This window comes from Tunturiibacter psychrotolerans (genome assembly GCF_051013365.1).
Taxonomy (GTDB): Bacteria; Acidobacteriota; Terriglobia; order Terriglobales; family Acidobacteriaceae; genus Edaphobacter; species Edaphobacter psychrotolerans_A.
The window spans coordinates 2537243-2554526 of sequence record NZ_CP132941.1 but is presented as its reverse complement, the minus strand read 5'-3'; the positions used below and the strand labels follow the sequence as shown (position 1 = coordinate 2554526).

Sequence of the window (17284 nt, the reverse complement as noted above, 5' to 3'; positions counted from 1 at the left end):
GGCCGAAATGCAAAGGGCGAGATCATCTGTGTAGGTGAGGTGAGCATGAGAAGAGCGTTCGCCATATTGGCGATCTCGGTTTTGAGTGGCAGCCTCTGCGCTCAGGTAAGTCCGAACACTCCAGAAGTTCCACAGGTGCGAATCATCGAGGGACCCAAGATCGAGTTGGCCAAAGAGTATCTGACGATTATCAGCTGGACAACGAATAATCCCGGCGGATCCCCGGTGCATTTTGGAGTTGTGCACTATGGCGCCGATCCACATCGCCTGATCGAGATCGCAAAATCTCCGATCCGGGTGAGTCCCGATCATCCATCGACGGTTTTCCGAGTACGTCTTGATAACCTCAAGCCAAAAACGACCTACTACTACTTGGTCGACTCGATGCAGGCCAGCGGCAAGAGCGATGGGGTGAAGAGTTCGGTTAAGCACTTCAATACACCATAAAAACATCCGTAGGACGTCGTCAGAGAGGAAGAGTATTTTGTTGCTGCTCAAGCCCATCCTGGCGGATCCAGATATATCAAGAGGCCGAAGAGGATGGCTCTGTCGACGCTGCCTCAGGCGGAGAATATCGCCTATTTCTATCGTTATACTCGCGTTGCTCCCTTGCCTTTTCCAATTCTCTCTGGTGATCCGTATCGTCCGCTCAATCCAAGTGGGAGCACACCTATGTTTCGCCAGAAAGCTTCGCCGTCCGTGAAAGTCCAGCAAGTGTTTCCAGAAAGAGTTCAACCGTTGTCTTCCCAGGGATGTTCTTCCGCCTCGGCCGTGTCAGAATCGCAATTCGCCATTTAGGAAGCTTCAGAGGCTGACTCAGAATCCGAAGCGTATGGAGGTGGTGAGACGCAGAGGACGAACGAGCCAGCGCGGACGGCACGATTGCGACGCCAAGACCATGAGCGACGAAATAGAGTTGCGTCTCAACATCGCTTACCTGATATACGCTCGATCTGGGTAAATGGTGCTGAGTGAAAACCTGATCAACCAGCTTTCGCAGAGCCCTTTCGGGCGTGAGATCCACGAACATCTCATGGCTGAGCATTTCGAGTCGCACACTACTACTCTTTGCCAACGCATGCTTGCTGGAACAGATCGCAACCAGCGAGTCTTGTGCATAAGGAATAACCTGGACTCCAGGCCATCGTTCTTTGTCTACGATCGCCTGGAAGCTCAGATCGACAGCCCCTGATCGCACCAAGGCAGGAATTGCCCCTGTAGAAAGAGCTCGAACTGCGAATTCGACCTCCGGGTACGACGAGTGAAATCGTTGCAGCAACGCGGCAAGCGGCACGTACGGTGTCAGACTTTGCAGAATGCCGAGATGCAGACGGCCTCTGACGACACCACCCTGAGACCGGACCGCCTGAACACCATCATTCAGCAGAGTGAGACAACCACGCGCGTGTTCAAGAAAAAGTTCTCCAGCCGCTGTCAATGAGACTTTGCGAGTCGTGCGCGTAACCAGTTGGCTTCCGAGTTCCTGTTCGAGCTCCTTGATGGACACCGACAGCCCCGATTGAACGATGTTCATGCGTCGTGCGGCGAGCGTAAACTTGCCTTCTTCCGCCAAAGCAATGAAGTGCTGCAGGTGTCGTATCTCCATATAATTGCCTTCTCTAATTCATCATAATTGGAGATATGTATTATGCGAATCTTTCGTTGGACACATGAAATGGATGAGCCTAGCCTCGTGAATGTGGGCGCTCGATGCGAGCGCAGACGAGGAGAACAATATGGTCCGCACGGGAGAAACAGTTCGAGTAGTTGGCATTTCCGGAAGCCTCCGCAGAGCCTCTTTCAGCACGTCACTGCTGAAGGTATTGGCCGAAAAAGCCGCGCCTGCTATCGACATACAAGTGGTGACTCTGGAAGACATTCCCCTATATAACGAGGATCTTGACCAGAACCCCGAGATTCCCTCGGTTGCCGCGTTTAAGAAGATCATCGCCGAGAGCGACGGCATCCTGATCACAACGCCTGAATATAACCACGGCGTGCCCGGCGTCCTGAAGAATGCACTCGACTGGGCCTCGCGCCCGGTCTTCGGGTCGTGTTTCAAGAACAAGCCTGTTTCGATTATCAGTTCGTCCAAGGCCTTCACCGGCGGCGTCCGCGCTCAGTACCAGCTACGAGAAACGCTGATCTCCATGCACGCGCACCTCGTGATGGGACCAGAGGTCGTCGTCGGTGGCGTTCACGCGAAGCTCGCGGAGCATGTGTATCAGGACGAGAACGGGCTGACTTTTATGCTGCGCTCTCTTGACAGGCTTCGCGAAGAAATTCTGGAACGTCGCCTAGTTTATGCATAGGAAAGGATCATGCTCAAGCGTTTCCAATTCGTCCTTTTCCTGATCCTCATCTCTCCGACCTTGCTCGTCGCGCAGACGCACGTTGCTGAGCCGGCTGTGAACCTGGGTGACACTAGTTTTCTGGACGGAATCGGCGGACCCGGCGGGGTCATTGAAGAGATTGGGGACGGAGCACACGAAGGAACAGTTGTAGACGGCTCCGGAAACACCATTGCAGGAACTGGCGCTGTGAATAGCATCAGCCAACTGACCCACGTCGCCTGGCTAACTCATAAGAGGATTCTCGGTGGTTCGTATGGGACAGAAGTAGTGGCGGCTGTGGCGCACGTCAACGCCGGCAGCACCGGACAATCCGGCGGCTTGGGGGCGTTCACGGTCTCTCCATTCATCCTTCAATGGAGTGAGCAAAAAATCGGCGCCGTCCCTATCGACCAACGAGTCGTCTTCGACTTTGATCTACCCGTAGGCGCTTACACACGATCTTCCGCTGTGAATATCGGCGCGAACGCATTTACTGTTCATCCGTATTACGCGATTACCGCATTCCCAGCCAAACGCATCGAGACCAGTTGGCGCGTTCACTATTTATGGAATTCGACGAACAATAGTCCTCCATACGCGACAGGCGCTCAATCGACACAGGCAGGACAGGCGATACACTTCAACGCCACAACTGCGTACAACTTTGGCAAACACCTTTGGATCGGCCCAAACGCCTACTACCTCCGACAGATCACTGATGGCCGTATTGATAGCGTCTCGCTTCGGAACTCTCCAGAGCAAGTAGCGGCGATTGGTCCGGGCACGGTCTGGAACTCAGGTAAATGGTTCTTCTATGTGAATAGTTATCACGAGCTCGGAGCGAAGAATCGGCCTGAGGGAAACAAGCTCGTACTGAGGGTGGAGAAGGTTTTCTGAAACAAACGTAGTACTTCTAGGAGGAATAGATGAGAATCCTGATCGCTCCTATACACTCATCGCTGATCCAACCTCCGATAGCCACTCGCGGGAGCTGAACATGTGTTTTTCCATTCGCAAGTGCAACGCTAGAAGCTGGGGCGCGTCGACACCTAGACCTCTTTGGCGTGTTTGCTGTTTCCAACGTGCTCATTGTTGAACCCTATTTCGCAAATCTGCGTGCGTCCAGTCGATGACAAAGACGACACCGTCTCTTTGCCTGTAGACGCTTGCTTTTCTGAACGAGAACCATGCTAGAGGCTCTTCTTTTGGTTCAGGCGCGACGACGGTTTCGAAGTTTCCGGTCATCACGACTCTAGGACATTTCACTGCGCTTAGAGAGTCCCCATTATCAACAGACCAGAACTGCTTCACATCGGAACAATCGTTGAAGTAAATTCGGCACATCCCTGTCCAAAGCAAACTCATCACGCACCTCAAAGACGTGGTTCAGTCAGCGGCTACGAGTTTCATTTCTAAACGGCTAGCATTGGCTGGACCGGAACGCATCTTTGATTCCGGCCCAACCATTGCCAATTGGCTTTGCCTCCAACTTGTCCTTAGAACTCGAGTCTTAGAGCTATTTGGCCAGTCCGGTTCCCAGCATTTTCCGCGGTTTGCGCAGCAGTGAGTACACCAAATGAGCTCGGACTGCTTATGTTGGTCACCGGCGGCGCGTAGTTGGTATGGTTTAGCACGTTCGTGAATGTTGACTCGAAGCGCAGCCGGAAACTTTCCCTCACTGCGATGAGCTTCGCCAAGCCTGCACTCACAGCGATTGTGCCGGGCGCTTCGAGAATCCCAACTCCTGCATTACCGATTCGTCCTGCGCCGGCTGGCGTAGATTGAAATGCCCCCAGATTGAAGTAGTTACCCGGCGTACGGTTTGAGGGAATCGGATTACCAATCCGGTCCGGTCGAACAATCGATCCGTCGCCGGCGGGATCCGTGTTGGTCTGGTCGTTGGTGACGCTATCTGTCGGAGTCAGGTATGGCCCTGTTTCAAGCAGTGTAATTGTGTTGATGTTCCAACCACCAAGGACGCCACCCACAACAGGAGAAGAGTTCAACCATTGCCGTCCTTTTCCGAATGGCAGTTCGTAAGTCCCTGTCACCAACACACGCTGACGACGAGTTCCTACAACGTTGCCCCGGTTAGCACTGATGTCGAAACGATTCAGATCAGCAAGTCCATAGCGAGTCTCACCTTGGAACGCCGTAGGAGCATCTCCCTGAGCATCGCTGATGTTGTGAGCCCATGCGTAGTTCGCCTGGTAAGACAGTCCCCTCGCCATTCTGTGTGAAGCTTCCAACTCCAACGCCTGGTAGTTTTGACCACCCAGGTTATTCGTCGAGAAGATAACTCCCCAGTTCTGGAAGGGTGCGTTCGCGAAGTTATAAGGCATCGTGCTTGGCTTCGTTTGATTCAGGTTCTCCGAGACGTTGAGCCGGTAGGAGTTCATTCCGACATAGCTCACCCTCAGCGAGGTATTGGAGGTAAGCTCCCGCTCGACCGTCAAATTCCACTGTGCCGACTGGGCATCGCGATAATGCGGGTCAGTAGCCTGTTCGAGTTCTCCACCGCCGAACTGCAGCCCCGCTCCGGGTGGAGTGACTTGTGGAAACGTAAAGATCGGGGTACCTCCATTATTGTTCTGCCACGTATTAACTGCAGCCTGTGGGTTACTTTCATTGTTGTTCTGAAGCTGCCCCAAAGCGGTCACGGTAAAGATTCCAAACCCGGCCCGTATGACGGTTTTGCTATCGCGGAAGGGACGATAGGCAATGCTGACCCTGGGGTCGAAGTTGCGGAGATAAGTCTGACGAAGCCCAGTCGACAGACCATCCTGGCCATTTGTTACTACCGGGGTACAAGTAGCTGGGTTGTAGTTCGGATTCACACCAGCTAGACCGCAGGCATTGAATGAGGCGAGGAAGTCCGGAGCCGGCTTTAGCCCGTTTAGCAGGATATTGTTGACGATCACCGCACCCTGCCCATTTGCACCCTGCCCGCTGTAGTTTGGATCGAAGTTCGCCTGAATTCCATTCTTGTCGACAAACGGAGGTAACAACTCCCAGCGCAAGCCGAAGTTGAGTGTCAGGCGATCGTTTACCTGCCACTGGTCCTGTCCATAGATACCCGTCTGAGCACCGCCTGCGTCGTCTCTCGGTCCTGTTACTGCAAAGTAGGTGGTATTGGGAGCGCCAAGCAGGAGGTCACCAAACGAGCTTCCGGTAAACGTTCCTTGATTGAAGGTAAACAGACCGTAATCATCAGATGGCGTCTCGATTTCGGGCACGGCGAACCTCACCCAACGAACATCAACGCCGGCACGAATCGTATGTCTGCCCCTGTTGTAGGTGATATTGTCCGCAATCTGCTTGGTTGTCGACTGTGTCGGGCCAACGTGATCCCTGCCGATTGGAGTGAAGTTGGTTCCATCAGAGAAGACAATGCTGGGAAAGCCTTGATCGGTTGGATGGTTGGAAACGTTTACGCCCTGATTTCCACCCACTTGAAGGCCCAGCGATTCAAGGGCAGCAGCACCCTGAATTCCAAAGTTCGGAGACAGGATGGTGTCTGTAAAACCAAAACGAAACTCATTTAGTAGACGACTGCTAATCACGTAGTTGTGAGAGACGAGGAAGCTCCGGTCATGTTCGGTGTCAACGTCATTCGGCAACAGTGGGTTAACAACGTTTACAGTAAGGTTTTTTCGGTTGAAGCGCGCATACACTTGCTGCTTCGACGTAATAACCTGATCGACGCGGGCATCGAAGCCGTCTGTATTCGAGGGAATTGGGACAAGGGTCTGGTAATTAACGCCGCCCGGAAGACTGGCATTTGGCAACGGATAATAAGTGTTTAAGAGTGCCTTAGCGAACGGGCTAATACTCGTTTGCGGAATCGTAGCATTGGCGTAGGGTTGATTGGTAAAGGGGTTTCGCAGCGAACTTGTAAGGTCACTAAGGTTGCCCGTTCTATCGAGCACACTTGGCACCGTATATTGTTCCGCCTGCGAAGTCCGTCTCCTGTTGCCCTCGTAGTCGACGAAAAAGAATGTTTTGTCGTGTCCATCGTAGAGATGTGGAATAGAGAGTGGTCCGCCGAAGCTACCACCAAACGTATTGAAGTGTTTCGGCGCTTTTTGAGTGAAGCCGAACACACGAGCATCGAGTGCGTCGTTTTGGAGGTACTCAAAGAGCGTTCCATGATACTGGTTCGTTCCGCCCCGCGTTGTGAACGTGACATCGCCGACCTGCGAAAACTCAGCGTTGTTATTGAAGGCCGTGACCTTGAGTTCTGCGATCCCTTCAGGGGATGGATAAGGATTTGCTCCAGCAGCGCTATTGAAGATGTTTGTTGTTGAGATACCGTCGACTGAAAAGCCGATCATGTTCGACGTTGCACCACCGATGGCAATGTTTCCCTGGCTGTCTGCCTGTACATTCGGTGAGGTTGTCAAAGCCGCGAGAGGACTGGTAGTCGAAGCACGGAAGTTGAGTGGGAGTTTGCCTATGTCTCCCGTGTCCTTCGAGTCACCGATGACCCCATTTTCCGTATTGATCTGGGCCGCGTCAGAGGTCACCTCCACGGTGCTCGCCTGCGCGGCAATCGTCAACGTGAGGGTATATCGAAGGTCTTGTCTGGCCGCAAGTGTGATGCCGTCGATCACCGTCTCGGCGAATCCGTCGTGCGTCGCTCGGATACTGTACTTGTTGGCAAGAACATTGTCGAAAGCATATGCACCCGCATCGTCGGTTTTAGTCAGACGGTCCGTATTTTCGTCAACACTGTGCAGTGTGACTTGGACATCAGGAACCGCAGCTCCAGATTTTGCCTCTTGCATGGAAGGAAGCCTGACATGGACGAATCACAAGGAAGATTACTAATTGTGGAAGATGACTCGGCGCTTCGCCGCAGTCTACGTACAACTTTGGATGTTCTGGGTTTCGATGTTGGCGAAGCAAGCAATGGAGAGGATGGTCTAGTTCGGCTTCGAATGGTTGATTATGAAGCTGTGCTCCTCGACATCAATATGCCAGGAACTGGCGGAATTGAAACCTGTCGGCGGATCAGGCGAAGTTACACAAGAATGCCGATTCTCATGTTGACCGTCCGCGATAGTGAAGATGACAAGGTTGAGGCGTTGGAGGCAGGTGCGGACGATTATGTGACTAAGCCATTTCAGATCCGCGAGCTAACAGCAAGAATCCGTTCTGCTGTTCGCCGATTCCGTGCGCCCGAGACCCCAGCGCAAATGCCGATCATTAACGGAACTATCGTGCTTGATCCGGTAAGACGGCGTGTCGAACGATCCGGACTAGAGGTACATCTAACACCGCGAGAGTTTGATGCCCTGCAGTTTCTCATGACGCACGCAGGACGCCCGGTCACACATGCCAGGCTAATTGGCGCGCTGCGAGGGTCAGGCTTCGGAAATGAACCCGCATATTCACGTGTGCTTGTGGGTCAACTCCGTAAGAAACTCGAAGACGATGCCGCAGACCCGAAGTACATTTTGACAGACAGTTGCATAGGCTACCGCTTCCGGGACGCATAGGGCTTGGCTGTCTATGTAACCAGGCTATGTTTGGGCAGCCGCGACAGCGTCCGCCCAATCAACCACCGCCGAACGGGCTGGACGCGCAGAGAGGCAGAGCTTGTGGCATCGGCGTGCTGCAGTTCAGGTTTGGGGTCTGAGCAACGGAGGCAAGGCGGAAAAGAGACAAGCGGCAGTACAGAAAAAGACTTCACTACATTCCGATCGAGCAAGTTCGGGTCCTTAGTGGGAGGGGAGTATGCCTCGTCGTTACTATAGCTGACCGTGTAATGTCGCGATCGGTAGATCCGTGACGGCAGCCCTTCAGTAAGCCAAGTGCACGCGAAACAGGACGTTCCTAGCGACGGCTGGTTATTCCCCGAAATCGTTCGCCGCTCACGAGCAGTTTAAGGTTTCGTTGCTGGAGATGAAGGCGGAGGCAAATCGCGGGTCGATACTTCAATAACGCCGGAGCGCCCGGAGAGCATGTCCTCGATACCCGTTGGGGCATGGTCTGCCTTTACGGTATCTTCATCGCCGGGGAGACGCTGAACGATCCTTCGCTGATAGACCTGTCTCTCTAAGGACCTAGCGGTTCCAAGGACAACGTCACAGGTGGATTCATGGATTGTTTCAAGCCGAACTTTCTACATGAAGGCGCTATCTGGGGGCTGGCTCGTCTATCGACGATCAGATGTCTGCCCTCAGTGTAATGACGACCGTTGCCGAGGTGATGTGGCACCGCGGGGTAAATCTGTATGCCTACAAGGACGCGGTCGTGAAGCAAATTTTTGATGCCGCGTTGAAATCAATCTGGCGGTCGGCGAGCACCTGCCGTCGCCGCCTGTGTCAGCGGCAACTGCGAAATAAAGCGAGGGGCGCGGAGGCAGGGACCGCGCCCCTTCGCTCCCTCAGCAGATAGATGGAACCTGGGTGTAAAACAGAACCTGGGTATAAGGAGAGATGATGCAGATCAAGAACAACAGCAGGGCAGTTGCGACGAGCCGACGCGCGGTGCTTAAGGGAGGAGCGTTCGCCGCAGCGACACTCGCCTTCAGCCGTTTGGGGTGGGCATCCCACGATCACCAGCCTTCCATACCGCAGGTGCGTCTCTCCGATCGAGTCATGATGCCCACGCTTGGCTTTGGCACCTATGGACTGAAGGGTGATCTATGCACCGAAAGTGTCGCAGACGCCATCACCGCTGGCTATCGGCTGATCGACACGGCCCACGTATATCAAAATGAAGAGGCGGTAGGTGCAGGGATCAAGAAAAGCGGAATTGATCGCAAGCATCTCTTCGTGACGTCCAAGATTTGGGTCGACGATTCCGGGTACGAACTGGCAAAGAGAGCATTCCAAACGACTCTCGACAAACTTCAGTTGGAGTATCTCGATCTCTATCTAATCCATCGGCCCCGCGGAGATGTGCAAGGGTCATGGCGCGCGATGGAAGAGCTCCATGTCGCCGGAAAAATCCGCGCTATCGGAGTAAGCAATTTCGATAAAGCTCAGTTCGCCAGCCTCATGGCAGGTGCGAGCACAAAGCCTGCCATTAATCAGGTGGAGACACACCCATTCCTCCAGGAAAAGGAACAATTTGAGTGGCTGCGTGCCGATGGCGTACGGATGGAGGCTTGGGCTCCGTTTGCAGAAGGGCGCAGCGGGCTCTTTACGAATCCAGCGTTGGAGGAGATTGCCAAAAAACACAGCAAGACCGTTGCACAAGTTGTTCTGCGCTGGCACCACCAACGGGGAGTCGTCGCAATTCCGCGTTCCTCAAATCCCGAACATCGCCGAGAGAATCTTTGCATCTTCGATTTCTCATTGACCGCGGACGACATGAACAGGATCTCTACCCTCGACGAAAATCGCAGCCAATTTCCCGAGTGGACCTAGCAGGTACCTATGGATCGTCGTTCAGTACGAATTAGCGTTTTATTTGACAAGCGTTTGTCAGATTTATCGCTATTTTGTACTGGAGGGCCGATTTTGAGCTGGATCTTCAGCGATATTCTGTACTGGCGTCAGAGCTATTGGATACCAGCTTGCATTCTTCAGCGATACGGGATACTGGTTTCTCGGAAGAAATTTAGCAACTGGACGAGATGTCCGTTATACGGACATTTGCCAAAAAGCTACATTGACCCAATTACCTCGATGAGTGCATTGGCCTGTTGGCGTCAGTTGAACTGAGTTTCCAAGGCGCCTGACTGCTGTTTCTGTGAGTACCTATGCTTTCACTTCAATCCGAGCCACATCAAGGACTTCGAAAAACTATTCGGATCTCAGTGCGATCATCGGGTCGACACGCATTGCCCGCCGCGCGGGGATATAACAAGCCGCAAGCGCCACACCTGTGAGCACCAGGGTGACGCCAACAAATGTAAGAGGATCTGTGGGCATTACGCCATAGAGCAGCCCTGCCATCAGGTGCGACATGATCACCGATCCCACCAGTCCCAGCCCGGCGCCCGCCATCGCCAGTCCCAGCCCCTGACGCAGAACCATCTGCAGGATCGTCCCCCGTCGCGCTCCCAGCGCCAGGCGAATGCCGATTTCTTGCGTGCGCTCGCTCACGAGATAGGAGATCACTCCATAAATTCCCAGCGCCGCCAGCAGCAGCGCCGTTATCGCGAAGGCCGCCACAATATTCATCGAGAATCGTCTCTGCTCCAGCGACGCCGACACCGCGTCATCGAGCGTCTGCGCACCGTAAACAGGCAACTCCGGGTCCACCGACTGTACCATCGCCCGCACCTCTTCCGGGATCGCGCTCGCATTTAGGTCTCCACGCAGAAAGATGGCCAGCTCCTTGGGCGTCTCCTGGTACAGGCTCAGATAGATCTGCGGAACGCTCGCGTTCGTCAGCGACTCGGTTCGAGCATCCGCGACCACCCCGACGATCGTGATCCAGGTCTTGCTTGCACGCTGGCCGACGCCGGCCCTCCCACGGCCAACCTTCAGCCGCTTGCCAAGCGGATCCTCGTCCGGCCAGTAAGTCTCCGCCATCGCGCGATTAATTACGGCGACCTGCGGTGCCTTCTCGTCGTCGCCGTCGTTGAACAGACGGCCCCGCAGCAGCGGAATCTCCAGCAAATGAAAGTATCCCGGCGTAACCTGCGAACGCTCGATCAAAGGCGGCTGCTTGCTCTTTGTCTCGCGCCCTTCCACGATCAGCGCGCTCGGGTTGCGGTCGTGCCGCAGCGGAATCGAAGGCTCCGATCCAAGAGCCGCCTCCTGCACTCCCGGCAGTAACCGGCTGCGCCGCAGCAATTCGCGCGCAAACACTGCCTCCTGAGCAGCCGTTGCATAAATGTCCGTCTTATCGTCGTTGGGGCTCGGCAGCCACAACTGAACCGACATCACACGCTGCGGATTGAATCCCAGCGGCGCCTTGTACAACTCCCAAAAACTGCGCAGCAGCAGGCCCGCGGCCACCATCAGCACCAGCGACAGAGCAAACTCCGTCACCACCAGCACGCGTCGCGTGCGCGTCTGATGCGTGGAACCCTTCGACCCACGCCCCTCCGCCCTCAGCGTGTTTGCCAGATTCAACCGCCCTGCTTGCCTCGCGGGCGCGAGCCCGAAGATGACCCCAGCGGCGATCGAAGCCGCCAGCGCGAATAACATCACGGTCCAGTTGATCGACAGGTCGTTCAGCCGAGGCATGCTCTCCGGAATCAGCCGCAGCAGGAATCCCTTCATGCAGAACAGAATCACCACCCCTGCCACTCCGCCGAGCAGCGAGAGCAGCAGACCCTCCGTCAGCAATTGCCACACCAGCCGCTTGCGTGCCGCTCCCAGCGCCTGGCGCACCGCCATCTCCCGTGATCGCGCGCTGGCCCGCGCCAGCAGCAGATTCGCTACATTCACGCAGCCGATCAGTAGCACCAGCGCCACTGCGCTCAACAGCAGGATCAGCGACTGCCGAACGTTGCCCACCAGGTTTTCCTTTAGAGGCACCAACCGCACCGTCCACTCGCTGTCGGCCGGATAATCGCCCGGAAATTGCTTCCGCATCGAAGCAACCAACGCGTCCATCTGGCTCTGCGCCGCTTCAACCGTCAGCCCCGGCTTCAGGCGCCCGACCGTTTCCAGGGGCAACCGCAAACTGCGGCTCGGGGGGTGAGCCGGATCCTCCTCAAAACCCAACGCCGCCCACTGTTCCGTATTCCTCTCGCCCACGGTTCGCCCCGGGTCGCGAAAGCCCGGCGGCATCACCCCGATCACCCGATACAAATCGTTGTCCCCTCGCAAATTTTTTCCCACGATGTGCGGGTCGCTCCCGAAAGCCCGCTTCCACAACCCGTCACTGATCACCACATCCTGCGTGAACCCCGGCGTTTGGTCTTGAGGATCGAACGTCTGCCCCAGCTGCGGTTTCACGCCCAGCATCGCAAAATACGCCGGCGACACCCCCTCATACTGCATCCGCGATGGCTGCGATGCCCCCGTCAGGTTCGCCGACCCGAAGATCTGCAGCACAACATACTGAAAAATTCCCGAACGCTGCAGATCCTTAAACTCCGGAATCGAGATGCCAGCATCCGTAGTGCCCGCACCAGGCAGATCGTCTTCGATCCGCACCAGCTCTTCCGGGTGCGGATAGGGCAGAGGATGCAGCAACGTAACGTTGACCAGACTGAAAATCGCCGTCGTCGCTCCGATCCCCAGCGCCATCGTCAGAATCGCAATGGCCGAGAAGCCCGGCGACTTGGCAAACATGCGCAACGCGAAGCGCACATCCTGCAACAGATTTTCAAAAAACGGCAGCCCCCGCTCGGAGTGGTAATCCTCGCGTATCGCCTGCGTCGCGCCAAACTTCAGTACGGCCTGGCGGCGCGCCTCCGCCGGCGCCATCCCCCCACGCAGATTCTCCGCCGTCTGCAGCGCCAGATGCTCCTCCATCTCTTCCCGCAGACGTTTGTCGTCTCGCCGCCCGATGGCAAAGTTCTTGAGCCGCGCCAGAAACCTTCTGAGGAATCTCATGTCAAGTCCTCCGCCTTCACCTTGAAGAATCGCGCAATGATCGCCGCTGTCTGTTCCCAGTCTCGGGTCTCGGACTCCAGCAGCTTATGGCCGGCCCGCGTAAGGCGATAGAAGCGCGCCCGGCGATTGTTCTCCGAAGCCCCCCACTCCGACGCGATCGCGCCTTCCTGCTCCAGCCGAAGCAAAAGGGGATACAGCGTTCCTTGATTTACCGCGAGCAGGTCTCCGCTAATCTGCTCGATGCGCCGTGCGATTCCGTAGCCATGCAGCGGACCGAGGACATCGAGCGTCTTCAATACCATCAGCGCCAGCGTGCCCTGCAGAACATCGGGCTTTTCGCCCATAAAATTTCCTTTGGCTTTCCAACAGGACTATGCCACACTTCCTTTGGGAAAGCAACAGGTAATCATCCGAAAACCCGGAATAGACCGACTTCTTCTGACCCGTGGGACCGTCAATTGTCGCTAACAGTCAGTATGGCGTGACCGGCGCCGATACGCCGACCGTGGGTTAGGCTGTGAGCGTCCATACTGCTGGAAGGAACTGGCAGCAAGACGTGTCCGGCACCCCACGCAAGTCGATCAGCGAAGAACTAGTTCGTGTGCCCATTGATCGCATCATCCAGCGTAATGCGATTTTTCTCCAGCAGATTGCCCAGCGCTCGATCCAGCGCAATCCGCGCCTTCTCCCAGTTGCTCCGAGCCACGATCTCTGTCGACTTCGCCTGCGCTAGGTACGCCTCATTCTGAATCACAAGCAGGTTCGTCGATTGCCCCATCGCCAGCTTATCCCGCTCCGCATCCAGAAGTTGCTGCTGATACCCACGACTCGCCACCGCCGCGTCATACGCCGCCTGTGCCGTCTGCAACGCGATCACCGCGTTCTCCGTCTCCTCGCGCACCTGGTCCTCAAATCGCTCGGCCCGCGCCGCACTCTGCCGCAGCTGAATCGTATCTCTCGCCGCATCGGCCTGCGCAATTCTGTTTCGCAGCGGCAACGTCACCTGCACACCCGCCTGGTAAATCGTCGCCGTCCGCAGCCCGCCCAGCGCTAGGTTCTGCGGTATCGTAATAGCCCCATTCCCCGCCGCCGCTGACGAACCCAACGGTTCATAGTTCTGCTCCGTGCTGCCGCGTGTCTGCACATTGCCATAGACATTCAGCTGCGCCAGAGCATTATTCCGCGACCCCTGTACGCTGATCTCCCCCGTCTTCACCTGCAGATGCGCCTGCGCCAGATCCGGTCGATTCGCCAGCGCCTCCGCCTCCAGTGCTTCAACATTCAACGGCTCCAGCGTCTCCGGAACCGTGATCCGATCAGTTGGAATAATACTCGTGAACGGCGTATGGAACGCAGCCACACCCGGCCGAATCAACTCGTTACGCAAGATCACCTCCTGCTGTCGATACAGTCCCTGCGCCTGCACCAGGTCGAACTCCGAGCTACTCACCAGCGCCTGCGCGCGCGTCAATTCGATCGGCGCCAGCGCGCCAACCTCCACCTGATCCCGATCGTCGTCATACAACTTACGCGCTGCACGCAGGGCCTCCTCCTTCACAGCAACGTTCTCTCCCAGCGACACTAGATCGTAGTAAAGCCGCGACGTCCCATAGATCGTATCGATCAACTGCTGCTCAAACAGCAGGTGCGACACCTTGCGATTCAGATTCGCAATCCGCAGATAACGTAGATTCACACCCCTGCCAAATCCGCGCAGCAGAGGCTGCGTCACCGTCACCGAAGTGGTCGGCGTGCTGAACGGGTTGTACTGCGATGCCGATCCATAGATCACCTGCGAGTCATTATTCACCGTCGCCTCAAGCTGCGTCCCCGTCGAGAACCCCTCCAGATACGCAATGTTCGTACTCACATAGCGCAGCGTTCCCGGTGTCGCCGCGTTCCCACTCGCCGACGATCCCGTGCCCGTCCCAGTGCCCGTATCGCCGCCGATCGTCACAATATCCGATCGCTGCAGGTACCCTGCCTCCCCCACCAGCGAAGGATCGAAGTAAGGAATGTTCGGCCCGGCCGAATAAAGCTGCGTCCCTGTCTCCGAAAGACTGTTCTCGGTCACCGCCGTCGAATTCAACGAAGTCAGATCGTCAATCGTAGGCGTAATCGGATTCGTGCTCGTCTGCGAACTATTCAATAGAGGACTACCCGGTCCACCCACACCCGCAGGCGACTCTGCAATGTTGTAATCCACCCCGCGTGTACTCCCACCGCCCGCAGCGCGCACCACATCCGTCTCGGCCAGCTGCAGGTTATACCGTTCGACTTGCACCTCAAGATTATCTTCAATCACCAACGCGAGCGCATCGTGCAGCGATATATAAAGCTTGCCATCCCGAATCAATCCATTCAGCCGCTCACCGTTGCCGGGAAACAATGGTGGAACATACGCTCGTCGATACGGCCCCAGAAACCCAAGAAAGTTCGGCCGCAGCCCCGTCACCTGATCCCGCGCGGGCTCCGTCTTATCATTCGCCGCACCTTCCAAAGACGCTGAACCCGCGGCCGGCATAGGCACCTGCGCGCCATTGATCGGCGGCGGCACAGGCAGATCCGGCAACGAGCTATCCACCTTCTCCGCAGCCGCTCGCGCCTGCTCCGCCGTCAGCGGCCCCACACTCGGCAATCCCTGCTGTTGCTCAGGCGTGGGCGACTGCAACGACCCCGGCTGTCCCGTTTGTGCGTTCGCCGCCCCCGGTGCCTGCGCCAGCGCACACCCTCCGCTCAGCACCATCGCAAGCGCCCCAACCGCCACGACACGCCGCACCACTCCGTTCTCTTCGCGCCTTCTCACGCCATCATGGATCTCCATCCTCATTGCTTCCCGTCACTCTTCTGGCCGCCGCCCTTCTGCTGCTGTTGCTGCCCGGCCTTGCTGCCCTGCTCCACCTGCTTCTGATCGCCATACTGCCCCGGCCCACCTGGCGTTTGATCTCTCTGCTGCCCCGCATGCGGATTGTCATTTGTCCCTGACGTCTTCGCCAGCCGCGTCTCCACCTGCGCACCCTCCTTCACCTGGTCCGTCACCGTCGTCACAATCACGTCGCCCGGATTCAACCCACGCAGCACCTGCACAGAAGGCCCATAGTCACGCCCAATCTCCACCGGCTGCAGATGAATCACGCCATCTCGCACCAACGCCACCTGCTCCTTATCCCCACGGATCACCACCGCGTCTCCTGGAATCGTTACCCCCGGATCCCCATGAATATCCAGAAAACTCGCCACCACATACATCCCCGAAAACAGCTTCCCGTCGCGGTTATCCACCTGGACCTCCGTCAACAGCGTCCGGCTGTTCAGATCGATCGATCCCGCCGTGCGCGTCACCAAGCCCCCAAAGTTCTGCTTCGGCAATGACTGAACGTACAACGCCGTCTTCTGCCCCACGCGAATCGACGTAGCATAGCTCTCCGGCACGCTCACCAGGATCCGCAGCCTGCTCACATCCACAATGCTGAACAGCGCACCACCCTGCGCTCCACCCGTCGAAGGTGTCGCCGTCGTCACGCCGTTGCCGCTTGTTCCATTCGTATTCGTACTACCGCTCTGCGTCGGGCTCCCTACATTCGTCGGTGACTGCGATGTATCCCCTCCACCCGAACCCGTCGCCGAGATCAACGCACCCACATCCACATTCCTCGCCGTAATCACCCCATCAAACGGCGCCACTACGCGCTCGAATCGCTGCAGCGCAATCAGCCGCCCAAGGTTCGCCTCAAACGATTGCACGTTCCTCTGCGCCGCCGCCACATTCGCCACCTGCGCGTTGTAGTCCGTCTCTCTCTGGTCTCCATCCTGCCGCGAAAACACCCCCTTCGCCACCAGCACCTTCCACCGGTTCCACGTCACCTGCGCCAGCGCCAGCTGCGACTGCTGCTGTGCCAGCTGCGACCTCGCCTGCTGCAACGCCGCCTTTCCCTGGTCCACCTGCTGATCCAGATCCGGCGCATCGATCACCGCCAGCAGCTGACCCTTGCGCACATGATCGCCGATATCGACATACCGCACCTTTAGATATCCATTCGCCCGCCCATAGATATTCGCCTGCGTCAGCGGAGTCGTCGTCCCCGGCACGCTCAGGTTGTCCGCCGCCGGCGCACTCTGTACCTGCATCACCTGCACAACCGGTTTTGCATTGCGCTGCGCATCGGCCTTCTCCTTGGTCTCCTTATCGCGTTTATGCCGCGGCAGGAAGCCCAGCAGAAACACTAGCAGAAACAGCACAATCACACCGACAACCACCCACAGGATGATGCGGTGCATCTTCCGCTTGTGCGCCTCCTCTTCCTCGCGTTTCTCCTCTTCGCTGCGTTCATCACGGTGCAGCGGCAGCTTCGCCGTGCTGTCCTGCGCGTCGCCGTGCCACTGCCCCAGCGTCGCCGGCTCCTGCTCGTTTTTTTGTTCGTGTCTCTCGTCACTCATGGCAGCGGTCACTCATAGCTTTCCAATCCCCTTCGCCTATGC

11 protein-coding genes are annotated in these 17284 nt (G+C 56.7%); 5 read left to right on the top strand and 6 right to left on the bottom strand.

All coding sequences use genetic code 11. From position 1 onward, the window contains the following. Positions 1-45: 45 nt before the first annotated feature. Positions 46-447, top strand: a complete 402-nt coding sequence (locus tag RBB76_RS10850) for a fibronectin type III domain-containing protein (RefSeq protein ID WP_429632354.1) — start codon at positions 46-48, stop codon at positions 445-447. A gap of 223 nt (positions 448-670) precedes the next feature. Here the strand turns inward: RBB76_RS10850 and RBB76_RS10845 are convergent, their stop codons facing one another. Then, positions 671-1606, bottom strand: coding sequence for a LysR family transcriptional regulator (locus RBB76_RS10845; RefSeq protein ID WP_429632352.1), 936 nt, complete (start codon positions 1604-1606; stop codon positions 671-673). A gap of 130 nt (positions 1607-1736) precedes the next feature. On the opposite strand from RBB76_RS10845, the gene RBB76_RS10840 reads away from it, so the two are divergent. Then, entirely contained in the window at positions 1737-2312 is a 576-nt protein-coding gene (locus tag RBB76_RS10840; RefSeq protein WP_429632349.1) for an NADPH-dependent FMN reductase, read from the top strand. Between the two features lie 9 nt (positions 2313-2321). Then, a complete protein-coding gene (locus tag RBB76_RS10835; protein WP_429632346.1) occupies positions 2322-3230 on the top strand; it encodes a SphA family protein in 909 nt (302 codons plus the stop codon). 599 nt (positions 3231-3829) lie between these two features. Here RBB76_RS10835 and RBB76_RS10830 read toward each other — a convergent pair. Next, positions 3830-7120, bottom strand: a complete 3291-nt coding sequence (locus RBB76_RS10830; RefSeq protein ID WP_429632343.1) for a carboxypeptidase regulatory-like domain-containing protein — start codon at positions 7118-7120, stop codon at positions 3830-3832. Between the two features lie 15 nt (positions 7121-7135). Between RBB76_RS10830 and RBB76_RS10825 the strand changes: the two genes are divergently transcribed. Together RBB76_RS10825 and RBB76_RS10820 are read left to right on the top strand one after the other, a co-directional pair. Next, positions 7136-7834, top strand: a complete 699-nt coding sequence (locus RBB76_RS10825; RefSeq protein WP_429632340.1) for a response regulator transcription factor — start codon at positions 7136-7138, stop codon at positions 7832-7834. Positions 7835-8776: 942 nt separating this feature from the next. Beyond that, positions 8777-9712: an aldo/keto reductase gene (locus RBB76_RS10820; RefSeq protein WP_429632338.1), complete on the top strand. Its 936-nt coding sequence runs from the start codon at positions 8777-8779 to the stop codon at positions 9710-9712. A gap of 378 nt (positions 9713-10090) precedes the next feature. Here RBB76_RS10820 and RBB76_RS10815 read toward each other — a convergent pair whose 3' ends face one another. From RBB76_RS10815 to RBB76_RS10800, 4 genes are all read right to left on the bottom strand, one after another. Next, positions 10091-12805 (bottom strand): ADOP family duplicated permease, encoded by a 2715-nt coding sequence (locus RBB76_RS10815; protein WP_429632335.1) that lies wholly within the window; start codon positions 12803-12805, stop codon positions 10091-10093. Next, positions 12802-13149: a PadR family transcriptional regulator gene (locus RBB76_RS10810; protein WP_429632332.1), complete on the bottom strand. Its 348-nt coding sequence runs from the start codon at positions 13147-13149 to the stop codon at positions 12802-12804. The genes RBB76_RS10815 and RBB76_RS10810 overlap by 4 nt, the downstream gene beginning before the upstream one ends. A 248-nt stretch (positions 13150-13397) precedes the next feature. Further along, positions 13398-15635 (bottom strand): TolC family protein, encoded by a 2238-nt coding sequence (locus RBB76_RS10805; protein ID WP_429632329.1) that lies wholly within the window; start codon positions 15633-15635, stop codon positions 13398-13400. After that, positions 15632-17242, bottom strand: coding sequence for an efflux RND transporter periplasmic adaptor subunit (locus RBB76_RS10800; protein WP_429632325.1), 1611 nt, complete (start codon positions 17240-17242; stop codon positions 15632-15634). Before RBB76_RS10800 ends, RBB76_RS10805 begins: the two co-directional genes overlap by 4 nt. Between the last annotated feature and the right edge of the window lie 42 nt (positions 17243-17284).

What these genes read in the sequence shown, in the direction of transcription:
- RBB76_RS10825 (WP_429632340.1), top strand. Translation starts at nt 7,136, where the DNA reads ATGGACGAATCACAAGGAAGATTACTAATTGTGGAAGATGACTCGGCG.
- RBB76_RS10805 (WP_429632329.1), bottom strand. Translation starts at nt 15,635, where the DNA reads ATGAGGATGGAGATCCATGATGGCGTGAGAAGGCGCGAAGAGAACGGA.
- RBB76_RS10830 (WP_429632343.1), bottom strand. Translation starts at nt 7,120, where the DNA reads ATGCAAGAGGCAAAATCTGGAGCTGCGGTTCCTGATGTCCAAGTCACA.
- RBB76_RS10810 (WP_429632332.1), bottom strand. Translation starts at nt 13,149, where the DNA reads ATGGGCGAAAAGCCCGATGTTCTGCAGGGCACGCTGGCGCTGATGGTA.
- RBB76_RS10850 (WP_429632354.1), top strand. Translation starts at nt 46, where the DNA reads ATGAGAAGAGCGTTCGCCATATTGGCGATCTCGGTTTTGAGTGGCAGC.
- RBB76_RS10815 (WP_429632335.1), bottom strand. Translation starts at nt 12,805, where the DNA reads ATGAGATTCCTCAGAAGGTTTCTGGCGCGGCTCAAGAACTTTGCCATC.
- RBB76_RS10840 (WP_429632349.1), top strand. Translation starts at nt 1,737, where the DNA reads ATGGTCCGCACGGGAGAAACAGTTCGAGTAGTTGGCATTTCCGGAAGC.
- RBB76_RS10845 (WP_429632352.1), bottom strand. Translation starts at nt 1,606, where the DNA reads ATGGAGATACGACACCTGCAGCACTTCATTGCTTTGGCGGAAGAAGGC.
- RBB76_RS10835 (WP_429632346.1), top strand. Translation starts at nt 2,322, where the DNA reads ATGCTCAAGCGTTTCCAATTCGTCCTTTTCCTGATCCTCATCTCTCCG.
- RBB76_RS10820 (WP_429632338.1), top strand. Translation starts at nt 8,777, where the DNA reads ATGATGCAGATCAAGAACAACAGCAGGGCAGTTGCGACGAGCCGACGC.
- RBB76_RS10800 (WP_429632325.1), bottom strand. Translation starts at nt 17,242, where the DNA reads ATGAGTGACGAGAGACACGAACAAAAAAACGAGCAGGAGCCGGCGACG.